The sequence below is a fragment of the Acinetobacter venetianus RAG-1 = CIP 110063 genome (assembly GCF_000368585.1).
Taxonomy (GTDB): Bacteria; Pseudomonadota; Gammaproteobacteria; order Pseudomonadales; family Moraxellaceae; genus Acinetobacter; species Acinetobacter venetianus.
The window spans coordinates 187,080-210,306 of record NZ_KB849560.1; the positions used below are offsets into that span (position 1 = coordinate 187,080).

The window sequence follows — 23,227 nt, forward strand, 5'->3', positions numbered from 1 at the left end:
ATTTGGATGTCACCATCCATACAAAATTTGTTGACAAGGGGAGTAGCCTCCTCCAAGCCTAAGAGCTCAAATACTTAGGTGTCAGAGCTTCGTCATTACACTTTGCAAAAAGTCGGACTCTGAGCATCACAATCATTTGTGATGTAGGCAAGACCTTGATCATGTTGAAACAGATGTATTAATTCATCTGGCAACTGGTCAAGGTTTTTTTATGTCCATTTGCCAGATAGGGAGTTGTGATGGAAACTATCGGCAATTTATGGCTGTATGTTGCGTTCTTTGGCATTGTCATCGTCATGCTATTGATCGACTTTTTAGGCTTTAAACAAAAGCAAAACCAAGATGTTCCAATTAAGCAGGCGGCGTATTGGAGTATTGCTTGGGTCACTGTTGCCATGCTCTTTGGCGGTGGTTTGTGGTTCTACCTTCAGCAAACGTTGGGTGCGACCATAGCGAACCAAAAAACCATGGAATACTTCGCAGGTTATCTACTCGAAAAATCACTTGCGATTGATAACGTCTTCGTGTGGCTGATGATTTTCGCTGCATTTGCGATTCCACCCGCGCTACAACGTAAAATTTTACTTTACGGCGTACTTGGGGCAATCGTTCTAAGAACTATCTTTATCTTTATCGGCGCTTGGTTTGTTCAAGAATTTTCTTGGGTACTGTATATCTTCGGCGCGTTCTTGGTCTATACAGGCTTTAAGTTCCTCAAAGGACAAGATGAAGAAACCAATATCGAAGATATTAAATTGCTGAAATGGCTACGCAAACATATGCGTATTACGCCAAAACTAGAAGGCAATAAATTCTTCATTCGCCAAAATGGTGTGCTTTGGGCAACGCCTTTATTCTTGGTGTTAATCCTTGTTGAAGCTTCAGATGTAATTTTTGCTGTTGACTCCATCCCTGCGATTTTTGCTGTTACCAGTGACCCGTTTATTGTTTTAACCGCAAACTTAATGGCAATCTTGGGTCTACGTGCAATGTTCTTCTTACTCGCAGGTGCAGCAACCAAGATGCATTATTTACCGTATGGCTTGGGGATTATCTTATTGTTCATCGGTGCGAAAATGTTATTGCTCGATGTGTTCCACATGCCGATTTGGATTTCACTCGGTTTTATTGTCCTCGTGCTCAGTATTACGGCTTATCTCTCTATACGTCATAACAAACGTCAAGCGCAATAATTATAAAGCATTTAAAAAGGGTCTTTATGGAAGGCCCTTTTTTGCTTATGTGTTGATAAATCATCTATTCCAATATTCAATCAAAATGAATTGATTCAAATAATGACTCACATTTATACACGTTTTAAGCACTTAAAATAGGCGAATAATCCAGTAACTTTGGCAAAATCAGGTACAATCAACCGAAAAAAGTAAAATTGTAGGTTGTTATGACTTTGGCTACTCCTATCACGGTGATTCGTGGTCGCTTCTTAGATATTCAAAACACTGTTTCTCAAGCCGCAGAAATTACCGATCAAGTTCGCTATCTCGAAGATGGCGTCATGATCACTGAACAAGGTAAGATTCGTTGGTTTGGCGCTTGGGAAGATGCTCAGTCTGAACTACCTACAAACGTTGAAATTCAGCATTATCCAGAACAACTTATCATTCCTGGCATGATTGATACGCATATCCATTTTCCGCAAACTGAAATGGTCGGCGCATACGGCGAACAGCTGCTCAGTTGGTTAAATACATATACCTTTCCAACAGAAATCCAATTTCAAGACAAAGCTTATGCGCAAGAAATCGCTAAATTCTTTGTGAATGAATTACTCAAAAATGGAACAACAACCGCACTGGTATTCTGTACGGTTCATCCAGAATCAGTCGATGCCCTGTTTGAAGCTGCACAACAGTACCAAATGCGTTTAATCGCAGGTAAAGTGATGATGGATCGTCATGCACCTGAAGCACTGTGTGACACCGCAGCAAGCGCTTACGACGACTCTAAAGCACTGATTGAGAAGTGGCATGGTCAAGGTCGTGCCTTGTATGCAATTACACCTCGTTTTGCACCTACCTCAACCCCTGAACAACTCGAAAAAGCAGGGCAGCTCAAAGCACAATTCCCAGATGTTTATGTACACACCCATTTAAGTGAAAATAAAGATGAAATCGCTTGGGTGAAAGATTTATTCCCAGAACAAAAAGGCTATCTCGATGTCTATCACCATTATGGCTTAACTGGACAACGTTCGGTCTTCGCACATTGCGTTCATTTGGAAGATGCTGAATGGAAGTGCATGCATGATACGGACTCAGCAATCGCATTCTGTCCGACCTCAAACTTATTCCTAGGCAGCGGTTTATTTCCATTGAAAAAGACTTGGGAGCAAAAAGTTAAAGTTGGTTTGGGTACAGATATTGGGGCAGGGACGTCTTTCAGTCTCCTACAAACGGTAAATGAGGCTTATAAAGTCCAGCAACTGCAAGGGGACAAACTCTCTGCTTTTGAATCCTTGTATCATGCCACTTTAGGAGGCGCGAAAGCCTTAGACTTAGATGATAAGTTAGGGAACTTTAATGTTGGTAAAGAAGCTGATTTTGTAGTGCTCAACCTCAAAGCAACAGATTTGCAACAACTGCGTCAGTCACGCTCAAAGTCGATTGATGATAGCTTATTTGCACTATTTACCATGGGTGATGACCGTAATATTGAGGCAACTTATATTTATGGACAAAAAGCATATAGTGCCAACTAAACAAACATCCAAACAAAGACTTGGGTGGGTGTTGTTGGTTTTAGGCTGTGCTGTTCTTTTGAAACGTGACAGCCGTCAGCCGAAAAATGATACATTTTCTGCACCATCAAAAGGTGCATGAAGTGTGATTTTGTTTTAGAATTCTCACATTAACTCAAGATTTCGAGGTGTTGCTGGTCAACACCTTTTTTATTTTTCCTGTTTTTAAATTTTAGGACTCTATCGATGACTGTTGCAATGCGCGTAATGATTTCCAGTGAAGAGATCCAAGCCAAAGTGAAAGAACTCGGCGATAAAATCAACGCACACTATGCTCAAAGTGATAAAGAACTGGTATTGATTGGCTTATTGCGTGGTTCAGTTATTTTCATGGCAGATTTGTGCCGTGCCATAGAAAAGCCACATGAACTCGATTTTATGACGGTTTCGAGTTATGGTGGCGGAACGACTTCAACACGTGATGTCAAAATTTTAAAAGACCTTGATGGCGAAATTCATGGTAAAGATGTTCTGGTTGTCGAAGACATTATCGACTCTGGAAATACATTAAGCAAAGTCGTTGAAATGCTGAAAACCCGTAATCCAAATTCAATTGAATTATGTACATTGGTCAGCAAGCCTTCACGCCGTGAAATTGATTTAGATGTAAAATTTCTTGGTTTTGAAGTTGAAGACCGCTTTATCGTTGGTTATGGCCTCGACTTTGATCAAAAATATCGTCATCTGCCATTTATAGGTGAGATCGGTCTTTAAGGGCTTTTGACATCTCTCGCAAATTGAATCTTTAAATAAATTTTTGGGGTTTATATTTTGCTAAGATGTCAGTTGTAATCAAGGTGCTGCAAAGCACCTTTTTTTGTTGGAAAATTTATTTAACTTGACTCAAGTTGCACAAAAATACGACATAAGTGGGCAATCCACTACAGACAAAAGTAAGCTCTATCAAGCAGGATAACAATAAATACCATTGTGAAAACAAGGAGAAAAGACAATGTGGTCTCTAATTGTGGCAATTGTAGTTGGTTTTTTTGCGGGCTTAATTGCACGTGCTTTGCACCCTGGAGATGATAAAGCAGGCTTCATCGTAACAACCTTATTAGGGATAGCTGGTTCATTACTTGCCACCTACGGTGGTCGATTACTTGGTTTATATGGAGAGAATTCGGCGGCAGGTTTTATCGCCTCAGTCATCGGTGCCGTTATTATTCTATTTATCTACAACCTTGTGACCAAGAAAAGTTAATCTCAGGTTAAAACTCCCAATTCATCGTTAATCAATGAATTGGGAGAGTTTTTATAATTCTAATTCTTTCCAAATCATTTGGATTTCTTCGGCACTACGACCACCGACCATTTTTAAGCCATTGCCAAAAATTAAGGTTGGTGTGCCCTGTACCCCCAATTTACGACCTAATTCTAAGTTACGATCTATTGGATTCGCACAAGTTTTGGCTTTGGGCTGAACATTTTTCTGCAATAGATTTTTCCATGCATATGCAGGATTTGCTTCACACCAAACTTGTTTAGACACGGCAATTGACTGTGTTTTTAATGGATAAATGAAAGTGTAAATGGTGACATCATTTAGCTTATCCAGCTCTGCCTCTAGTTTTTTACAATACGGACAATTAGGGTCAGAGAAAATTGCCAATTGTCTTTTGCCATTGCCTTTCACTGTTTTGATCGCATCTTTGAGAGGAAGTTGTTTCCAATCAATTGAATTCTGCTTTAATACTAAATCTTTAGTGAGATTCTTTTGATCTTTAAGACGAACCATTGATCCGATGAACATATGCTCGGCATTTTCATCTAAATAAATGATCTGATTATCGAGATTGGCACTATATAAACCAGACATTTCAGTAGGCTGAATATTGGTAACTTGAATATTGGGATATTGTTTACTCAAATTGCTTTTTAATGTTTCCACATTTGCAAAGCTGAAAGCAGAGACGCAGCCTAACAGTGAAAAAATCCCAATTTTCTTTAACATGACGCAAACTCAATTTTAAAATCAGCGGCTATTGTAATCACTCTGATTTATTGAGACTGCAAAGCTTACGGAGTCACAACCAAAATCAAACCAATCGCCCCATGTTTCACGTGGAACGTTCTATTCATTTCAATCAATTTGATGGAGTTCTCAAGTTAAAGCATATTTTAAGTAAAAAGCTGACAATTTTTATCACATCACATTGAAATTATTACTATAAATTTAAAACCAAGTAGATCGTAGAGTTGATCTTTGGAATAATCTCATCGAAATTAAATCATCTCTCTAAACCAAAGATTCATAGCAGCGTAATCACCAATTTTGTCATATTGCGCTGCTTAATTTTTAAGAAACAAGGATATGTTCTCTTAAATCTGTGTTTTTAGTTTCATCCAACTTAATTGCAATTCTAAATGCTTTAAAAAATCTGGGTATATCAATGTACAATGCTGAATTATTAGAAGAAGCCAAAACCTTTATGTTCCATATGCTCACTAAAGTTGTGGAATATGGTGGCTCTGATTTATTTATAACCGCTGATTTTCCGCCGAGTATTAAATTACAAGGTCTAATGCGACCTTTGGGACAGCAGGCTCTAACAGCTGATAAAACCAAATTATTTGCTTATAGTTTGATGAATGAAAAGCAAAGACAAGAATTTGAAAATGAATGGGAATGTAATTTCGCCATTAATGTTCCCAATGTTTCACGTTTCCGCGTCAATGTATTCAAACAACAACTTCAAATCGGGATGGTCATTCGTACCATTACCTCTGAAATTCCAACCTTTCAAAAACTAAAACTACCTGAGTCACTTAAAAATGTGATCATGGAAAAACGTGGTTTAGTGTTGGTCGTTGGTGGTACTGGCTCAGGTAAGTCAACCTCTTTAGCAGCCATGATTGATCATCGCAATGAGAATTCAGCAGGCCATATCATCACCGTTGAAGACCCTGTGGAATATGTACACAAACACAAAAAATCGATGATTACGCATCGTGAGGTTGGCGTTGATTGCCACTCATGGCATCACGCTTTGAAAAACACCTTACGCCAAGCGCCTGATGTCATTCTGATTGGAGAGATCCGCGATACTGAAACCATGGAACATGCGATTGCTTTTGCGGAAACAGGACATCTCTGTTTAGGGACTTTACACGCAAATAATGCTAACCAAGCCTTAGACCGTATAATTAACTTCTTCCCAGAAGAGCGCCGTAATCAATTGCTGATGGATTTATCATCCAATATGAAAGCCATTATTTCACAGCGCTTAGTTCGTACTGAGGATGGTAAAGGTCGTCGTGCAGCAATTGAGATTCTACTCAATACCCCATTGATTGCAGATAATATTCTAAAAGGACAATTCCATGTGCTTAAAGAAATTATGAGCAAATCACGTGAATTGGGTATGCAAACGTTTGATCAGGCCTTGTTTGATCTCTATAACGAAGGTGCGATTAGCTATGACGAGGCGTTGCGAAATGCAGATTCAGTCAATGAATTACGCTTACAAATCAAATTGAAAAGTAACCGCCAAGAGGGTGTACCTGTCGCTGCAACTGCACTCAACATGGTAAAGGAAGAAGAAAAAGCTGAAGAGCAAGAGGAAGCTTAAATATAAAAAAGCGTAGGTTTGAATAAAATCTACGCTTTTTTCATAATTATAAAAATTTATTTACCAATACAAAAAGAACCAAAAATCTTACCTAATAGATCATCAGCACTAAAATCACCCGTAATTTCGCCCAAGGCATTTTGTGCCAATCGCAATGATTCAGCAACTAACTCACCTGCGTTAAACACCACCAACTGCTCACGCGCCTCAGACAAATAGCGCTGAGTGCGCTTCATTGCATCTAAATGACGCGTTCTCGCAATAAAGGTGTCTTCCTCTGGCTGAAAGCCTGCATGCGCTGTAATCGCATCTATAAGCGCCTCAACACCCATATCCTGTTTAGCAGACACACTGATATGACGGAAGCCCTGATAATCACTTAAAGTCGCATCCTGACCCGTTAAATCGCATTTATTGCCAATTAACAGTAAACGCTTCGGCTCAAGATGATCGGCAAAATATTCACGTGCTAGCTGTAACGGTTCATCGCCTTGATTTAAATCATAAACCAGTAGTAATAAATCCGCCTGTTCAATTTCCTTAATGGCACGACGAATCCCTTCTTGTTCGACAATATCACCTGTTTCACGTAAACCAGCGGTATCAGTTAAAGTAATTGGTAAACCATTCAAACTGATTTTTTCATGCAACACATCTCGAGTCGTTCCCGCAATATCCGTCACAATCGCACGCTCATGCCCTGCAAGTGCATTTAACAGGCTCGATTTACCCGCATTTGGCTTACCCGCAATGACGACCTGTAAACCCTCACGTAACAGCTGTCCTTGACGTGCAGATTGCTGTACCGCTTTAACCGAGTCTTGTACATCATCCAATAGCGCTAAGATCTTACCATCCGCAAGGAAATCAATTTCTTCTTCTGGAAAATCAATCGCTGCTTCGACATGTAACCGTAAATGAATGAGTTTTTCTAAAACCGTATTAATTTTGGTTGAAAATACACCTTGTAATGAACGAACCGCAGAACGTGCAGCCGCCTGTGAGGTCGCATCAATCAAGTCAGCAATCGCTTCAGCCTGCACCAAATCCATCTTGCCATTTTCAAAAGCGCGCATGGAAAACTCACCCGCTTTTGCAGCAGTCGCACCCAAATCGAGTAAACGTGCCAACAAGGCATTCTGGATGACTGGACCACCGTGACCCTGCAACTCCACGACATCTTCACCCGTGAACGAATGAGGATTCGTAAAACATAGCACAATCCCTTCGTCCATGATGGAACCATCAGCATCATAGAACTGACGAAAACCAGCCATACGTGCAATAGGAAGACTTTTTTGCGTCAGTTGCGCTGCAATCGCATAAGCTTTTGGCCCAGACAGACGAATCACGCCCACACCACCACGACCTAAAGGGGTAGCAATCGCAGCAATTGTGGTTTGATGTTGCATGTTAAATTCACCTAGAAAAAGCAAGGATGATGTAATCAAGCACCCTTAATACAGACAAAGAAAAATCCGCCTAAGATTACCATCTTAAGCGGATTTATTCAGTAAAAGTTCGAGATTAAGACGCTGACTCAACCTTGTTGAGACGGTCTTTTTCGACACCTTTGTTAATAAACCATTGTTGCAAAATGGTAATACTGTTGTTGACGATCCAGTAAAGCACTAAACCAGCAGGGAAGAACAACATGAATACCGTAAACATGATTGGCATGATACGGAATACTTTTGCCTGCATTGGATCAGTCGGTTGCGGGTTTAACATTTGCTGCACAAACATGGTCACACCCATGATCAACGGCAAGATAAACCATGGATCCATCGCAGATAAATCCTGAATCCAACCTAACCAAGGTGCATGACGGAGTTCTACAGATTCCATCAATACCCAGTACAACGCTAAGAAGATTGGCATTTGTAATAATAACGGTAAGCATCCAGACAGTGGATTTACTTGCTCGCGCTTATATAACGCCATCATTTCTTGAGAGAAGCGCATGCGGTCCTCACCAAATTCTTCTTTCATGCGCTGCATTTCAGGTGCAATCACACGCATTTTTGCCATCGAACGATAACTTTTCGAAGAAAGTGGCCATAAAATCGCTTTCACCAAGATCGTCAAGAAGATAATTGACCAACCCCAGTTACCAATGATGTTATGGAAGAATTGCAAGCCCAAGAATAAGAGTTTTGCAATTGGCCATAACCAACCATAATCTACAGTTTGGTTTAAACCTGCGGCTAAATCTTTAAGCTCAGATTGAATTTTTGGACCAGAATAAAGTTTCGCATCCACTTCCATTGATGTACCCGCAGGTACATTAATCACTGGAGAAGTGAAGCCCATGATATTCATGCCATCAGCAGACTGACGTGACTCTAGTTTCGCAGTATAAGGCTGACCATTCGCTTGAGTAAGTTTTAAATCACCAGGAATCCACGCACTGACGAAATAGTGCTGAACCATAGCAACCCAGCCACCTTTGGCTTCAACATTCAACTTTTCATCGTTAAAATTCGCAAATTTCAACTTGTTATAATGTTCTTCAGGTGTACCCCATGCCCCACCTAGGTAAGTACCTAAAGTGAAAATACCTTGCGAAGACTTGCCAGGGTCATCCGAATTATCACGTTTCAACTGACCAAACATTTGACCTTGCCAGTTTTGCTGGCTACGGTTAATCACTTGATGTTTTACCGTAATTGGATAATCACCTTGCGTGAACGTAAACGTCTTGATGACTTCAACGCCTTCAGGTGTTTTAAAAACCAATGGAACGGTTAAAACTTGACTGGTTTTCCCATCTTGAGCAGCAACACTTTTTGCATCAGCCAAGGTATAAGATGTTTTTTCCACATCATACATTGGACGACCATTACGGCTGCTATCTGGTCCATTTAAGCCAATTAAACCTGATTGAGCAACGTAAGTACGTTTCGCATCACTTTCAAGCATAACGAATGGTTTTTCGCTGTCTTTACTTTCGTCATGGCTTAACAATTCAATACGGACAATATCACCACCTTTCGGATTGATCCAAAGATGATAAAGATCGGTTTTTACCGAAATCAATTGCTGAGTCACAGAAGGTGTTTCTGTGGCTTGCGATGTAGTCACATTTGCTTGTGGCAAGTCTGAAGCCGCTGTTGCATTTTGTGTATTTGGCAAATCTGCAGATACATCATGTGCAGTCACAACTGCCGCAGGTTGTTGCGGTGTTGTTTGCGCATGACCATAATCTTTTTGCCAAGCCAAAATTAGCAAATATGCGGTAACAAACATGGCTCCAAGAATTGCAAATCTGGCCCATTGTTGCATATCTATTATCCCAAATGATTAAAGAGATTTTGCTTGAATAAACGATCACGAAAGGGTACAGCAACGTGATGCTTTTGAGAATCTATTTGATGAAACGAAATAAAACGAAGTGCTTTTGGTGGCACAGGATCATATCCAGAACCGCCCCAAGGATGACAACGACAGACGCGTTTCGTTGATAGCCATACACCTTTTACTGCACCATGTGTTTGCAATGCTTCAATTGCATATTGTGAGCAAGTGGGAATATAGCGACAACGAGGACCCAATAATGGACTAATTGCGATTTGGTAACATCTGATCAACCAATGCAGTAAACGTACCATTAGAGATTCTCTAATTTTGGAGGGGTGCCACAACGACTTTAGAATGCTTCTTTGCTAAACGTTGTAATTTTTGCCAAGCAAAATCTAATTGTTGAAGTAATTCTTTATTTGCGATTGCTTCTATACCAACTTTAGGCATCACTACAATATCGATATCAGCATTAAATTGCGCTTGATGTAAACGAAAGCTCTCTCGAGCAAGACGTTTTATTCGATTTCGCTCATGTGCACGACGCACCTTTTTTTTAGCAACGACAATACCCAAACGGCTTTTAGGCTGTTCGGTTAATTTTGCTAAAAATAGGAAATGGGGTTGATGCACTTTAAAAAGCGCACCATCAAATACGCTTTTATAATCTGCAGCACAACGAATACGAGATTCAGTGCCAAAACTGTAAAGTGTCATCACCCAAGTCTGGTCTACTTAACAGTAATTAAACAGTTAAGCTATGACGACCTTTCGCACGACGACGAGCTAAAACTTGACGACCAGCTTTAGTTGCCATACGAGCACGGAAACCATGAACGCGTTTACGCTTTAATTCAGATGGTTGGAAAGTACGTTTCATATCGAAACTCCCAAAATGATCTTTCTATAAAGGTCCGCGATTTTATTGTGCAATGTTTACGCTGTCAATGAAAAATCAAAAACTTTACATTTTGTTTGTGCTGTTTTGAACCAACTACAACTCTCTCATTTTCTATAATTTAAGTAGCAACAAAAAATATACACAAGCTATCTATTTAAATTATATCGCAATTCATTTATATTCACAGCCTATAAACATTGTTATCAACAACATACCTCTCAGTTTAAATTTATTTCTTGGATTTTGAATTTAAATTTCGATATGCTCAGTTATCCACAATTCGAATCATCCTTATAAGTAAATTCAAATTTTAAAATTTAAATTTATTCTTATTAGTGTGGATTTATTCTGTGGAAAGTTAATTTTTTTTAAAAACAAACATGCGTTTAGCTTGTGGATAATGGTGTTTTTATTGCCTTTATGGATTGTGGATAACTCGAAGTGCGAAACTATCCACAGCTTCTGCAAAAAGTTATGCACATGTGCTTTTAAATTTAAATTTATTAACGAATGTTTTATTTTTCAGCGAAAGTTCTATAAATTTGCCTGACAGATGTGGATAACTTGGTTAGAATGGCGACCCCTTTGAAAGATGAGGGTGCGTGGTTTTTATTTTTTGAATTTAAAAAATGGATAGATAGGGGATGCACATGCTTTGGACAGACTGCTTAACTCGCTTGCGACAAGAGCTCTCTGATAACGTCTTTGCAATGTGGATTCGTCCTTTGGTTGCTGAAGAGGTTGATGGTGTGATGCGTTTATATGCACCTAACCCTTATTGGACCCGCTATATTCAAGACAATCATTTAGAGTTAATTTCTATTCTTGCTGAACAACTTTCTGAAGGTCGCGTTCGTCAAGTCGAAATTTTGGTGGATTCTCGCCCAGGAACGATTTTGTCGTCTAATGAGCAACCTGCGACTACAACTGCCGCTCTAAGTTCAACACCGCCACCATCAATACAAACTAAAGCCAAAAAAGAACCTGATTTAGTCCAACCAAGTCAAAACGTCAGCAAAATTCCAAAGAAAAGACAGTTAAACCCATTGTTTACTTTTTCTTTGTTTGTCGAAGGTCGTTCCAACCAAATGGCTGCGGAAACTTGTCGCAAGGTGTTGACGCAACTGGGAGCATCTCAGCATAACCCTTTATTTTTATACGGTCCTACAGGTCTTGGTAAAACGCACTTAATGCAAGCCGTTGGTAATGCTTTATTACAGGCAAAACCAAATGCGCGTGTGATGTATATGACTTCAGAAAGTTTTGTTCAAGATTTTGTGAGTTCATTGCAAAAAGGCAAGGTTGAAGAATTTAAGAAAAATTGCCGTTCATTAGATTTATTATTGGTGGATGATATTCATTTACTCGCAGGAAAAGAAGCGAGTCTCGTTGAGTTTTTCTATACTTTCAATGCTTTACTTGATGAATCTAAGCAAATCATCTTAACCTCAGACCGTTATCCAAAAGAATTAACCGAACTTGATCCGCGTCTAGTTTCTCGATTCTCTTGGGGGTTATCAGTTGGTGTTGAGCCACCAGATATTGAAACTCGTATCGAAATTTTATTAAAGAAAGCAGAAAATAGTGGTGTAGATTTACCTCGAAATTGTGCATTATTTATTGCTCAACAAGTGGTTGCGAACGTTCGTGAACTTGAAGGTGCTTTAAATAAAGTGGTCGCGATTTCACGTTTTAAAGGTACTGCGATTGATCTAGATGTGGTGCGTGAATCTTTAAAAGATGTTCTGGCGATTCGTGCACGAACGATTAGTGTTGAAAATATCCAGCGTGTGGTCAGCGAATATTTCCGTATTCCGCTGAAAGAGTTAACAGGGCCTAAACGAACTCGTATTTATGCACGTCCACGTCAGTTGGCGATGGGTTTGGCTCGAGAATTAACAGGGGATAGTTTCCCTGAAATTGGTATGGCATTTGGTGGACGTGATCACAGTACGGTGATGCATGCCTGTGAAAAAGTAGTGAGCTTGCGGGAAGAAGATCCTATTTTTAATGAAGACTATAAAAATTTACTTCGCTTGTTACAAAGTTAATCTATTTTTCAGAGTTGCAAACTGCTTTTAAGTGCAGCATAGTACACTGCTAACATTCATATTCAGCTTCCGTTGTAAGAGGAAAAAATCGTGCGTTTGAAAATCGCTAAAGAAAGTTTACTCAATGTTTTATCACATGTGGTGGGGGCTGTAGAACGCCGTCATACTTTGAACATTCTTTCAAACGTAAAAATTCAAACTACGCAACAAGCTTTGACCATTACTGGTTCTGACTTGGAAGTTGAATTGGTTGCAAGTACGACCTTAGCAGAAGGTGCTTGCTTAGAAGCGGGTGAAACGACTGTACCTGCACGTAAGTTGGTTGAAATTTGTAAATCTCTGCCTACTGCGGCCTTGATCGATTTGCAAATCACAGAAGATCAGCGTTGTATTTTAAAGTCAGGGAATAGCCGTTTTGTTTTAGGTACATTGCCTGCAGAAGATTATCCATTACTCACCACTGAAAACAGTCAGGGTACACAAGTTCAAGTCACTCAGCGTGAATTAAAACGTTTATTTGAAAAAACAGCGTTTGCAATGGCGGTTCAGGATGTACGTTTTTATTTGACGGGTACATTGTTAGAAATTGATCAAAATCAACTGCGTACAGTGACGACAGATGGTCATCGTTTAGCGTTATGTGAAGTATTGGCTTCATCAACTGCATCAGCTCCGATTCAAGCGATTGTTCCCCGTAAAGCGGTGGGTGAATTACAACGTTTACTTAGTATTGAAGATGAACAACTCACTTTATTAATTGGTCGTGAGTTGTTGAATGTCACGATTAATACCCCGAGCCGTGATAAAGAGCAGGGTGATATTGTTGTTCGTTTCACGACGAAATTGATCGATGGTAAATTCCCAGATTATCGCCGTGTCATTCCTAAAGGTGGGGATAAGCATGTGTTTATAGCGCATGATGTATTTAAGCAATCATTGCAACGTGTTGCGATTCTAAGTAATGAAAAATTACGTGGTGTTTTCTTAAACTTTAATCAAGATTCATTGCAATTACGAGCGAATAACCCTGAACAAGACGAAGCGGTTGAAGATTTAGCGATCCAATATCAAGATGCGCCATTAGAAATGTCATTTAATGCACAGTATATCCTTGATGTTTTAAGCGTTTTAGATGGTGATGATGTGAAAATGAGCATGACTGAAGCCAATCAATCTGTGTTGGTTCAGGATCCTGCACATCCAGATCAAACTTATGTTGTGATGCCAATGCGAGTTTAATTTGTATTGATGATTCGAGTCTAAATCATGCAAATCACGCGTTTAAATATCGAACGTGTACGGAATCTAAAAGCGGTTGCACTCAATGAGTTGCAACCGTTTAATATTTTTTATGGTGCAAATGGTTCTGGAAAGACCTCTATTTTAGAGTCAATTCATTTATTGGCGACAGGTCGCTCGTTTCGCACCCATATTCCCAAACATTACATCCAATACGATGCCGCAGATGCCATTGTTTTTGCGCAATCAGCGAATGAACGAATCGGAATGCAGAAGCTTGCGTCTGGTGAGCAGCTCATCAAAGTCAATGGCGATACGATTGCGACACAAGGGCAGCTCGCAAAGTTACTGCCTCTTCAGCATATTGATCCGCAAAGTACCGATATTATCGATCATGGTGCGAAACCACGGCGGCAGTTATTAGACTGGTTGATGTTCCACGTGGAACCTGATTTTTATTTTGCATGGCAATATTATTCACGTGCATTAAAGCAACGAAATAGTTTACTCAAAACACGGCGTAATTTAACTCTGGCTGATTTAGAGCCGTGGAATAAAATGCTCAGTGACTATGGCGAAATTTTGCACTCACAGCGTGTTGGAATTGTGGAGCAATGGAATCAGTTTTTCCAAGAGGATTTACAACAGTTATTGCCAAATCTTGAAATTGAGTTGGAGTACAGTGCTGGATTTCACACTGAGCAAGGATTACTCCAAGACCTCATTCAACAGCATCAAAAAGATCTAGATCGACGTTATACCGAGTATGGTCCACATCGGGCAGATCTGCGTTTAAAAACTCCTTTTGGTAACGCTGATGATGTGTTATCTCGGGGGCAAAAAAAGTTGTTAATCATGGCATTAAAACTGTCACAAATTGCAATGCTGCATGCGAGTAATAAGGAAACTGTGGTATTATTAGATGATCTGACAGCAGAGTTAGATTTAGCTGCACAGCAACGTTTAATTGAGCGACTGAGTCAGTTAGGAAGTCAGGTTTTTATGACAACCTTAGACCATGCGTCGGTATTAAAACACTTACATGATTTGTCGATTTCTTTTCAATTGTTCCATGTTGTTCACGGTCAAGTCAGTCTTGCTGCGCCATAATTTTATTTCCTCATCTTTGGATAGATTAGATATTTACTAGGGAGTAACCATGAGTTCAGAGTCTCAATCAGTCTCTCAAACAGAACAAACAAATGAAAAGGCTTATGATTCCTCTAGTATTAAAGTATTACGTGGATTAGACGCGGTTCGTAAACGCCCTGGGATGTATATCGGTGACACCGATGACGGAACGGGTTTGCACCATATGGTGTTTGAGGTGGTAGATAATGCCATCGATGAAGCTTTAGCTGGACACTGTGATGAGATCCTTGTGACGATTCATGAAGATGAATCTGTCAGTGTGTCAGATAATGGCCGTGGGATTCCAACTGACATTCACCCTGAAGAGGGGGTATCTGCAGCAGAGGTGATTTTGACCATTCTGCATGCGGGTGGTAAGTTCGATGACAACAGCTATAAAGTATCGGGTGGTTTACACGGGGTAGGTGTTTCTGTTGTAAATGCGCTCTCTAAAAAATTGCATTTGACGATTCATCGTGCTGGGCAAATCCATGAGCAAGAATACGCGCATGGTGATCCACAATATCCTTTAAAAGTTGTGGGTGAAACTGATACATCGGGAACAACCGTTCGTTTCTGGCCGAGTGAATTGACCTTTAGCCAAACGATTTTCAGTGTTGATATCTTGGCTCGTCGTTTAAGAGAACTTTCTTTCTTGAATGCTGGTGTACGTATCGTACTGCGTGATGAACGCGTGAACCTCGAACATATCTATGATTATGAAGGTGGTTTATCTGAGTTCGTTAAATACATTAACGAAGGTAAAACCCATCTGAATGACATCTTCCACTTCACTACAGATGCAGACAACGGCATTGGTGTCGAAGTCGCATTACAGTGGAATGATAGCTATCAAGAGAATGTCCGTTGCTTTACCAATAACATTCCACAAAAAGATGGTGGTACACACCTTGCAGGTTTCCGTGCTGCATTGACCCGTGGCTTAAACAGCTACATGGAAAATGAAAGCTTACTGAAAAAAGAAAAAGTGGCAGTCACGGGTGATGATGCGCGTGAAGGTTTAACTGCAATTATTTCAGTCAAAGTGCCAGATCCAAAATTCTCTTCGCAAACCAAAGAAAAATTGGTGTCGAGTGAAGTGAAACCTGCTGTTGAACAGGCAATGAACAAAGAGTTTTCAGCTTATTTGCTTGAAAACCCACAGGCTGCTAAGTCGATTGCAGGCAAAATTATTGATGCAGCACGCGCTCGCGATGCTGCTCGTAAAGCGCGTGAAATGACTCGTCGTAAGAGTGCATTAGATATTGCCGGTTTACCAGGGAAATTGGCCGACTGTCAGGAAAAAGATCCAGCATTGTCTGAACTGTATCTGGTCGAGGGTGACTCTGCGGGCGGTAGTGCGAAACAAGGTCGTAACCGTAAAATGCAGGCCATTTTACCGTTGAAAGGTAAGATTTTGAACGTTGAACGTGCACGCTTTGACAAGATGATTTCCAGTCAGGAAGTGGGTACTTTAATTACTGCTTTGGGTTGTGGTATCGGACGTGAAGAATACAACCCAGACAAATTACGTTATCACAAAATCATTATCATGACCGATGCGGACGTGGATGGTTCACATATTCGTACCTTGCTATTGACCTTCTTCTTCCGTCAAATGCCTGAGCTGGTTGAACGTGGTTATATTTATATCGCGCAACCACCTTTGTACAAGTTGAAGAAAGGCAAGCATGAGCAGTACATCAAAGATAATGAGGCGTTGGAAACATTCCTGATTTCAAACGCGATTGATGAACTTTCATTGCATATTAGTGCTGATGCACCTGCGATTACAGGTGAAGCACTTGCGAGTGTGATTGCCGATTATCAGGTTTCGCAAAAGAGCTTACAGCGCTTAACTCAGCGTTATCCGGCAAGCTTGCTTGATGGCTTACTTGAGTTAGAGGCATTTAAAGCAGATCACAATGATGATCGTGAATATGTTGAAACTTGGGCTGAGCAATTACGTGCTGCGATTGAAAAATTACAACCAAGTTTGCGTCCTGAAATCACTTTAGAAGCATTTGAACGTGAAAATGCGCAAGGTGAGAAATCAGCGCATTACTGGCCACGCGTTACTGTGTATGTACATAACTTACCGCACTCGTATTTACTAGATGCTGGTCTATTAAATTCTGCTGAATATGCACGGTTGTTGAAAAACTCGAAGAGCTGGTTCAAGTTAATTGAGGAAGGTGCTTATTTACAGAAAGGTGAGCGCCGTATTCAAGTCGGTAACTTCCATCAAGTTTGGCAGCATATTTTGCAAGACTCACGTCGTGGCATGATGATCCAACGCTATAAAGGTTTGGGTGAGATGAACGCTGAGCAACTTTGGGAAACCACAATGGACCCAGAGAACCGTAATATGCTTCAAGTGACTATTGATGATGCGATTGAAGCAGATCGTATGTTCTCATGCTTAATGGGTGATGATGTAGAACCACGTCGTGCCTTCATTGAAGAAAATGCGCTCAATGCTGATATTGATGCTTAATCGATTTGTTTTAGTTTAAGGATGAATGCATGAATAAACGGATATTGATGTGTGCTTTGGTCTCAGGTTTTTTATTCCTAAGTCAAGCTGTTTCTGCGCATCAACTTGAAAAGGATATGCATGTTTTAGCCAAAACAATAACTGCCTTTGCTCAAACAGATGACTTGGCTGAGGCGAATAAGCAGCTTGCTTTAATGCGCAAAGCAGCAGTTTCTTCCAAAGCATCTTTACCGCATCAATTGGAAGGTTTAACGCCTGAAAATGATCAGGTTAAAAGCTATCAAGGTGGTTTAGATCAACTAATTGCTGAAATTGATGCAGTGACTGCACTGGTCGAAAAAGGGCAGTTAGAGGATGCTAAAGTTGAAGCTTTGAAGTTGGTCAAGCTTCGCAATGAATATCATCAACAGTTCAAGTAATTTGAGTATGCATTGAAGCAAAAAAACGTTGCTGAATTTGATCTATAAAAAAGAGCTTAAGATATCAATGATTTTAAGCTCTTTTTTTATCGAATGTAGATGTTTCACGTGGAACTTATGGATCAACAAAATCACTGACTTGAATCAGAGCATGTCCAAATAAATAACCTGCACCGACTAAAACGCTAATCCACAGAAAAGCACCTAAAATATTGTAAAGGACGAATCGGGTGTAATTCATATTGCTAGAACCTGCTGCCAATGGTGCAAAGGAACGGGCAAAAGGAATAAAGCGCGCAAGAAGGATTGTTTTACCGCCATGTGTTAAAAAGAATTTATTGGTTTTTTGAAGATACTTTTGTTTGATAAAACGTGAATCCATATTGAAGATGCGATCACCAAAATGACGACCAATATGATAGTTCACCATATAACCTAAAGCCGCGGCGACAAATAGCAGGCTAATCATATAACCAAGATGCATAATTTCTATTACAGCGCACAATGCGCCAACGGTGAGTAAAAGACTATCACCAGGTAAAAAGAACATAAATACAAAAGCTGTTTCAGAGAAAATAATCAGAAAAAGAATTGCATAGATCCATAAACCATATTCTTGAACCAAGACAGGGAGGATATGTTCAAAATTAAAAATAAAATCTAAAGAATTCATTCAGTTTGTATGATTCCAAAAATAGAGTACTCACCAAATTGAAGTACCAAAATATTAAATAAATTTAACCCTCAGGATTTGCTCGAAAGTTATAACTTTACAATAATGGGAGCTGAGTATATCGAGCCTGAAACCAAAGCTCAATTTTCCGAGAAAATTATCGTTTCTACCTTAACTGAGTTTGTCGCTAAATTCATGACAACTTTATAAGTATTCAATGTACTTTTTAGTATCTTAAACATCAGCTGTTTCATAGATGATGAAAAACCCCATCATGTTCGCATGACATGATGAGGTGAGATCATATTAACCTTCGAAAGAGCTTTCTAATTCTTCTAGTTCCATCATTAGCTCTAATAGTTGTTCTTCTTGCTGCTCTAATTTCGCTTTAAGCTCAGTTTGCTCATTCATGAGCTTAATGAGGTCATCTTTACGATTTGCTTCATAAAGTGCTGTATCGGCTAATGTGTGTTCAATATCCGCTAAACGAGGTTGTACTTTTTCTATTTGAGCTTCAACTTTTTCGATGTTTTTTCGAATAGGTCGCGTCATTTCTCTACGACGTGCAGCTTCTTTACGCTGAGCTTCTTTATCGATTTTGACAACTGGTGCTTGCGTAGTCGAAGCTTGTTGTTGCAAAGCGTTTTGAGCGTTGATCTGTTGCTGTCGCGCTTCACGTAACCACTTCGCATAGTCTTGAAGATCACCTTCAAACTCAGTACATTTTCCTGCATGGACTAACAGTAAATCGTCACAAACACTGGCGATTAACTGGCGTTCATGTGAAACAAGGACCACAGCACCTTCAAAATCTTGTAAGGCCATGCTGAGTGCGTGGCGCATATCTAAGTCTAAATGGTTGGTTGGTTCATCCAGAATCAGCACGTTTGGACGTTGCCATACGATCAGTGCTAATGCTAGACGAGCACGTTCGCCACCAGAGAAACTTTCACATGGCGTATCCATACGCTCGCCACTAAAACCAAAACCACCTAGAAAAGCGCGCAGTGATGCTTCACTGATCTGTTTGTCCGCAATGCGAGCAAGCTGTAACATTGGACTTGCATTAGCATCTAAGGCATCCATTTGATGCTGAGCAAAGTAACCAATATTGAGCAATTCAGATGCTTTTCGTTCACCTGATAGCAGTGGTAAATCACCAACCAAGGTTTTAATGAGTGTTGACTTACCTGCACCATTCATCCCAAGCAAACCAATACGTGAGTTAGGCGTAATTTGCAGGCGGATTTTCTCAGCAATTATTTTATCGCCGTAACCAATTGTTGCTCCATCAAGACTGAGCAATGGCGAACTCATTTTTGTTGGTTCACGGAAACTAAAGGTAAAGGGTGTATCAATATGTGCAGGTGCGAGTTGCTGCATACGTTCAAGTTGTTTGATACGACTTTGTGCTTGACGAGCTTTAGTTGCCTTTGCTTTAAAACGATCAATAAATTTTTGTAGATGAGCACGCGTCTCTTGCTGCTTTTCAAAAGCCTGTTGTTGTTGTGCTAAACGTTCGCTTCGTGTAGTTTCAAAAGTTGAATAATTGCCTGTGTACAGCGTCAATTCTTGATTTTCGATATGTAAGATATGATCGGTAATTGCATCTAAGAAATCACGGTCATGCGAAATTAAAACCAATGTGCCTTCATAGGCTTTTAACCAATCTTCTAACCACAAGATCGCATCCAAGTCCAAGTGGTTGGTCGGTTCATCGAGAAGTAATAAATCTGAACGACTCATCAACGTACGCGCCAAGTTCAAACGCATACGCCAACCACCAGAGAAACTCGCAACATTTAATCGTAATTGATGATCCAAAAAGCCTAAACCTGCCATTAGCTGTGCCGCTTTGGCTGGCGCAGCATACCCATGGATTTCATCAAAACGCCCATGTAATTTTGCTAAATCATCGTTACTCAACTGATCTGGATTGGCAAGTTTTTCTTGAATACTCCAGTATTCCTCGTCACCAGAAAGCACAAAGTCCAATGCAGGCATTTCTAACGCTTTAATTTCTTGTGCCATATGTGCCACCGTCCACACCGATGGGCGAGTGAGATTGCCTTCATCTGCAACAAGATCACCGAGTAAGGCTGCAAATAAAGTTGATTTACCTGCCCCATTTACACCTGTTAAACCAATTTTCCAGCCTGGATGAAGCTGCATAGATGCTTTTTGGAAAAGAACACGGCCGCCACGGCGTAATGAGACTTGGTCTAATTGGATCATGAGTGTGCAAAATAGCGAATAGATAGCCGCATTTTAAGATGATCAGCTGTGAATGCAACTTTTTATCGAGTGTGGCAATTCTAAAACAGAGTTTTATGAAAAGAATTAAAATAGAGTAAAAACTCTATTTTTGTCGTGTAAATCAGATTATTATTTAGTTTATATGAAAAAATAAGTAACAAGACTACAAGTAGAGCAACAGGGTTTAAGGATGAACAAGGGATTTTTTGCACTGGGGGCAGTGTTTTTTTTGGGAATGAGTACACAGACAAATGCTGCAAGGGTTTGTGTTTTTGATCTTTTGGGTAAATCAGGTGAAGCTTATCAAGTCATGGAAGAATGGGCGCTAATGGCTAAAACTTGGCGTACTGAAATTGATTTGGTGAGTTACCAGAACGAAGCACAAGCTGAAAAGGATTTTGAACAAGGCAAATGCGATGGCGTGTATATGACCTCAATGCGCGCGCGAAGTTACAATAAATTTGCAGGGTCTGTTGATGCGATTGGCGCTGTTCCTAGTTATGCGATTGCACAGAAAGCCATTAGTTTTGCTTTGGATAAACGAAATCGTCATCGCTTATCGAGCAAAATTGGCAATCAAAGCTTTGAAGTCGCAGGTATTTCACAAATTGGTTTAGCTTATATTTATGTAAAAGATAAAAAGTTAAACACCATCGAGCAAATTAAAGGTAAAAAGTTTGCGGTTTTAGGTTATGACGAAGCACAGAAGATCGTTGTAAAAAGCCTTGGTGGTCAAGCGGTACTATCTGATATTTCTGACATCGCCAAAAAATTTAACAATGGTCAGGCCGATATCATGGCAGCGCCAGCTTATGCCTATAAACCGTTAGAGCTTGATAAAGGTTTGGGTAATGACGGTGCTATCATTACCTTTCCCGCAGTGAATATGACGATGGATCTCATCATTCGTCCAGATAAGTTCTCCAGTAATTTTGGCGAAAACTCAAGAGCTTGGTTTTTGAGCCGTCTCAAAAGTAATTTCGCAGTGATTCAAAGAATAGAAGCAGACTTACCTGCCAAATACAAAATAAATCTCAGCAATGAAGATAAAACCCGTTATCAGCAAATTTTACGTGAAGCACGCATGGGGCTTACCAAACGTGGAATTTATGATGCAACGATGATGAGTGTATTAAAGCGAGCACGTTGTACTGTTGAGCGAACTAATTTTGAGTGCAGCCTTGGGGGCGAATAATTTTAATTTTTTTGTGCGTTTGATCATTTTATTTTTATAGGGTAACGAAATGAAAAAGGGGTTATTTGTTTTATCTGTTTTGGCATCAATGGGGTTGATGAATCAAGTACAGGCAAAGCAAACAGTATGTGTATTTGATTTACTTGGCAAAGCAGGAGATACCTTTAAGGTCACTGAGGAATGGGCTGTGATGGCTAAAAGCTGGCAAGCTGATATTCGTTTGATTCCATATCAAGATGAAGCCAAAGCGCAAAATGATTTTGATGCTGGGCGATGTGATGCAGTTTATATGACCTCTATGCGGGCACGTAAATATAATCGCTTTGCTGGTTCGATTGATGCAATTGGTGGCGTGACCAGTAATCATGTTGCGCAAAAAGCGATTAGTTTTGCGCTAGATAAACGAAATAAGCGCCGCTTATTAGCAACTGTAGATAATCAGAAATATGAAGTGGCTGGTATTTTGCAGTTTGGTTTGGCCTATGTGTTTGTACATGATAGAAATCTAAATACCATTGAAAAAGCCAAAGGGAAAAAATTCGCCTATTTGCATTATGACGTGGCGCAAAAGGTGATTGTAGATAGTCTCGAAATGGTTTCCGTTCCATCTGAAATTTCAGATTTTGTGAAAAAATTTAATAGTAACCAAGTCGATGTCATTGCTGCACCAGCTTATGCCTATAAACCTTTAGAAATTGAACGAGGGATTGCTTCAGGTGGCGCAATGTTTTCATTTCCTGTTGTGAATATTACGGGAGATTTGATTATTCGCCCTGAAAAATTCCCAACTAACTTTGGGATACGTTCAAGGGAGTGGTTTGTAACGCAACTTCCGAAAAGCTTTGCGATGGTGAAGCGCCTAGAAAATGAAATCCCTGCAAAATATAAACTGAAGCTTCCTAAAGAGGATGAGGTTCGTTATCAGCAAATACTAAGGGATGGTCGAATCAGCCTCACCAAACAAGGGGTCTACGATCCGATCATGATGAGTGTTTTGAAAAGAGCTCGTTGTACGGTCGAAAGAACCAGTTTTGAATGCTCATTAGGCGGAGAGTAAATCTCTTTTAAGAATACGTAATCATTTCCTTGAAATGATTACGTATAAAGTGAGCTCATTTCGTTATTTGTAAAAATGTGATGAGTATTATCAAAAATTAAAAAAACTCGACGTATGTAGAGAAAAATGCTGGGCTTTTAATCAAAACCTGACTATATTGATTTCTAGCTGATGGAAA

General features: G+C 39.9%; 20 protein-coding genes. 12 read left to right on the plus strand and 8 right to left on the minus strand.

The genetic code is table 11. The annotated features are described in order from the left end of the window. Positions 1 to 239: 239 nt before the first annotated feature. The 4 genes from F959_RS16250 to F959_RS16265 all read left to right on the plus strand — a co-directional run bounded on the left by F959_RS16250 (position 240) and on the right by F959_RS16265 (position 3,962). On the plus strand, positions 240 to 1,193 hold the full coding sequence (locus tag F959_RS16250; RefSeq protein ID WP_004882219.1) for a TerC family protein: 954 nt from the start codon (positions 240 to 242) through the stop codon (positions 1,191 to 1,193). A 209-nt stretch (positions 1,194 to 1,402) separates the two neighbouring features. Further along, positions 1,403 to 2,719 (plus strand): guanine deaminase, encoded by a 1,317-nt coding sequence (gene guaD, locus F959_RS16255; RefSeq protein ID WP_004882222.1) that lies wholly within the window; start codon positions 1,403 to 1,405, stop codon positions 2,717 to 2,719. Between the two features lie 225 nt (positions 2,720 to 2,944). After that, complete coding sequence (gene hpt, locus F959_RS16260; protein ID WP_004882227.1) at positions 2,945 to 3,472, plus strand: hypoxanthine phosphoribosyltransferase; 528 nt, start codon at positions 2,945 to 2,947, stop codon at positions 3,470 to 3,472. A gap of 238 nt (positions 3,473 to 3,710) precedes the next feature. Then, positions 3,711 to 3,962 carry a GlsB/YeaQ/YmgE family stress response membrane protein gene (locus F959_RS16265; protein ID WP_004882229.1) on the plus strand — a complete coding sequence of 84 codons (252 nt, stop codon included), beginning with the start codon at positions 3,711 to 3,713 and terminating at the stop codon, positions 3,960 to 3,962. Between the two features lie 51 nt (positions 3,963 to 4,013). Here F959_RS16265 and F959_RS16270 read toward each other — a convergent pair whose 3' ends face one another. After that, entirely contained in the window at positions 4,014 to 4,712 is a 699-nt protein-coding gene (locus F959_RS16270) for a DsbC family protein (RefSeq protein ID WP_004882231.1), read from the minus strand. 439 nt (positions 4,713 to 5,151) lie between these two features. Between F959_RS16270 and F959_RS16275 the strand changes: the two genes are divergently transcribed. Then, entirely contained in the window at positions 5,152 to 6,330 is a 1,179-nt protein-coding gene (locus F959_RS16275; protein WP_004882232.1) for a PilT/PilU family type 4a pilus ATPase, read from the plus strand. A gap of 56 nt (positions 6,331 to 6,386) precedes the next feature. Here F959_RS16275 and mnmE read toward each other — a convergent pair whose 3' ends face one another. From mnmE to rpmH, 5 genes are all read right to left on the minus strand, one after another. After that, positions 6,387 to 7,742, minus strand: coding sequence for a tRNA uridine-5-carboxymethylaminomethyl(34) synthesis GTPase MnmE (mnmE, locus tag F959_RS16280; RefSeq protein WP_004882234.1), 1,356 nt, complete (start codon positions 7,740 to 7,742; stop codon positions 6,387 to 6,389). Between the two features lie 115 nt (positions 7,743 to 7,857). Beyond that, entirely contained in the window at positions 7,858 to 9,615 is a 1,758-nt protein-coding gene (yidC, locus tag F959_RS16285; RefSeq protein WP_004882236.1) for a membrane protein insertase YidC, read from the minus strand. A 5-nt stretch (positions 9,616 to 9,620) separates the two neighbouring features. Further along, positions 9,621 to 9,941 carry a membrane protein insertion efficiency factor YidD gene (yidD, locus tag F959_RS16290; RefSeq protein WP_004882239.1) on the minus strand — a complete coding sequence of 107 codons (321 nt, stop codon included), beginning with the start codon at positions 9,939 to 9,941 and terminating at the stop codon, positions 9,621 to 9,623. 10 nt (positions 9,942 to 9,951) lie between these two features. After that, positions 9,952 to 10,347 carry a ribonuclease P protein component gene (gene rnpA / locus F959_RS16295; RefSeq protein WP_004882241.1) on the minus strand — a complete coding sequence of 132 codons (396 nt, stop codon included), beginning with the start codon at positions 10,345 to 10,347 and terminating at the stop codon, positions 9,952 to 9,954. 28 nt (positions 10,348 to 10,375) lie between these two features. After that, positions 10,376 to 10,510, minus strand: a complete 135-nt coding sequence (gene rpmH, locus F959_RS16300) for a 50S ribosomal protein L34 (RefSeq protein WP_000831329.1) — start codon at positions 10,508 to 10,510, stop codon at positions 10,376 to 10,378. Positions 10,511 to 11,181: 671 nt separating this feature from the next. Here rpmH and dnaA point away from each other — a divergent pair. From dnaA to cybC, 5 genes are all read left to right on the plus strand, one after another. Beyond that, a complete protein-coding gene (gene dnaA, locus F959_RS16305; protein WP_004882244.1) occupies positions 11,182 to 12,582 on the plus strand; it encodes a chromosomal replication initiator protein DnaA in 1,401 nt (466 codons plus the stop codon). A 90-nt stretch (positions 12,583 to 12,672) separates the two neighbouring features. Further along, positions 12,673 to 13,821 carry a DNA polymerase III subunit beta gene (gene dnaN, locus F959_RS16310; protein ID WP_004882247.1) on the plus strand — a complete coding sequence of 383 codons (1,149 nt, stop codon included), beginning with the start codon at positions 12,673 to 12,675 and terminating at the stop codon, positions 13,819 to 13,821. Between the two features lie 27 nt (positions 13,822 to 13,848). Further along, positions 13,849 to 14,931 (plus strand): DNA replication/repair protein RecF, encoded by a 1,083-nt coding sequence (gene recF, locus F959_RS16315; protein ID WP_004882248.1) that lies wholly within the window; start codon positions 13,849 to 13,851, stop codon positions 14,929 to 14,931. A gap of 49 nt (positions 14,932 to 14,980) precedes the next feature. Then, positions 14,981 to 17,449 (plus strand): DNA topoisomerase (ATP-hydrolyzing) subunit B, encoded by a 2,469-nt coding sequence (gene gyrB / locus F959_RS16320; RefSeq protein ID WP_004882250.1) that lies wholly within the window; start codon positions 14,981 to 14,983, stop codon positions 17,447 to 17,449. Between the two features lie 29 nt (positions 17,450 to 17,478). Further along, complete coding sequence (cybC, locus tag F959_RS16325) at positions 17,479 to 17,868, plus strand: cytochrome b562 (protein ID WP_004882251.1); 390 nt, start codon at positions 17,479 to 17,481, stop codon at positions 17,866 to 17,868. Between the two features lie 115 nt (positions 17,869 to 17,983). Here cybC and F959_RS16330 read toward each other — a convergent pair whose 3' ends face one another. Beyond that, complete coding sequence (locus F959_RS16330) at positions 17,984 to 18,541, minus strand: VTT domain-containing protein (RefSeq protein ID WP_004882253.1); 558 nt, start codon at positions 18,539 to 18,541, stop codon at positions 17,984 to 17,986. A 306-nt stretch (positions 18,542 to 18,847) separates the two neighbouring features. Continuing rightward, positions 18,848 to 20,776, minus strand: a complete 1,929-nt coding sequence (locus F959_RS16335) for an ATP-binding cassette domain-containing protein (protein ID WP_004882255.1) — start codon at positions 20,774 to 20,776, stop codon at positions 18,848 to 18,850. Between the two features lie 211 nt (positions 20,777 to 20,987). Between F959_RS16335 and F959_RS16340 the strand changes: the two genes are divergently transcribed. Next, positions 20,988 to 21,992, plus strand: coding sequence for a putative solute-binding protein (locus F959_RS16340; RefSeq protein WP_004882256.1), 1,005 nt, complete (start codon positions 20,988 to 20,990; stop codon positions 21,990 to 21,992). Positions 21,993 to 22,041: 49 nt separating this feature from the next. Beyond that, on the plus strand, positions 22,042 to 23,049 hold the full coding sequence (locus F959_RS16345) for a putative solute-binding protein (RefSeq protein WP_004882258.1): 1,008 nt from the start codon (positions 22,042 to 22,044) through the stop codon (positions 23,047 to 23,049). The last annotated feature ends 178 nt before the right edge of the window (positions 23,050 to 23,227 follow it).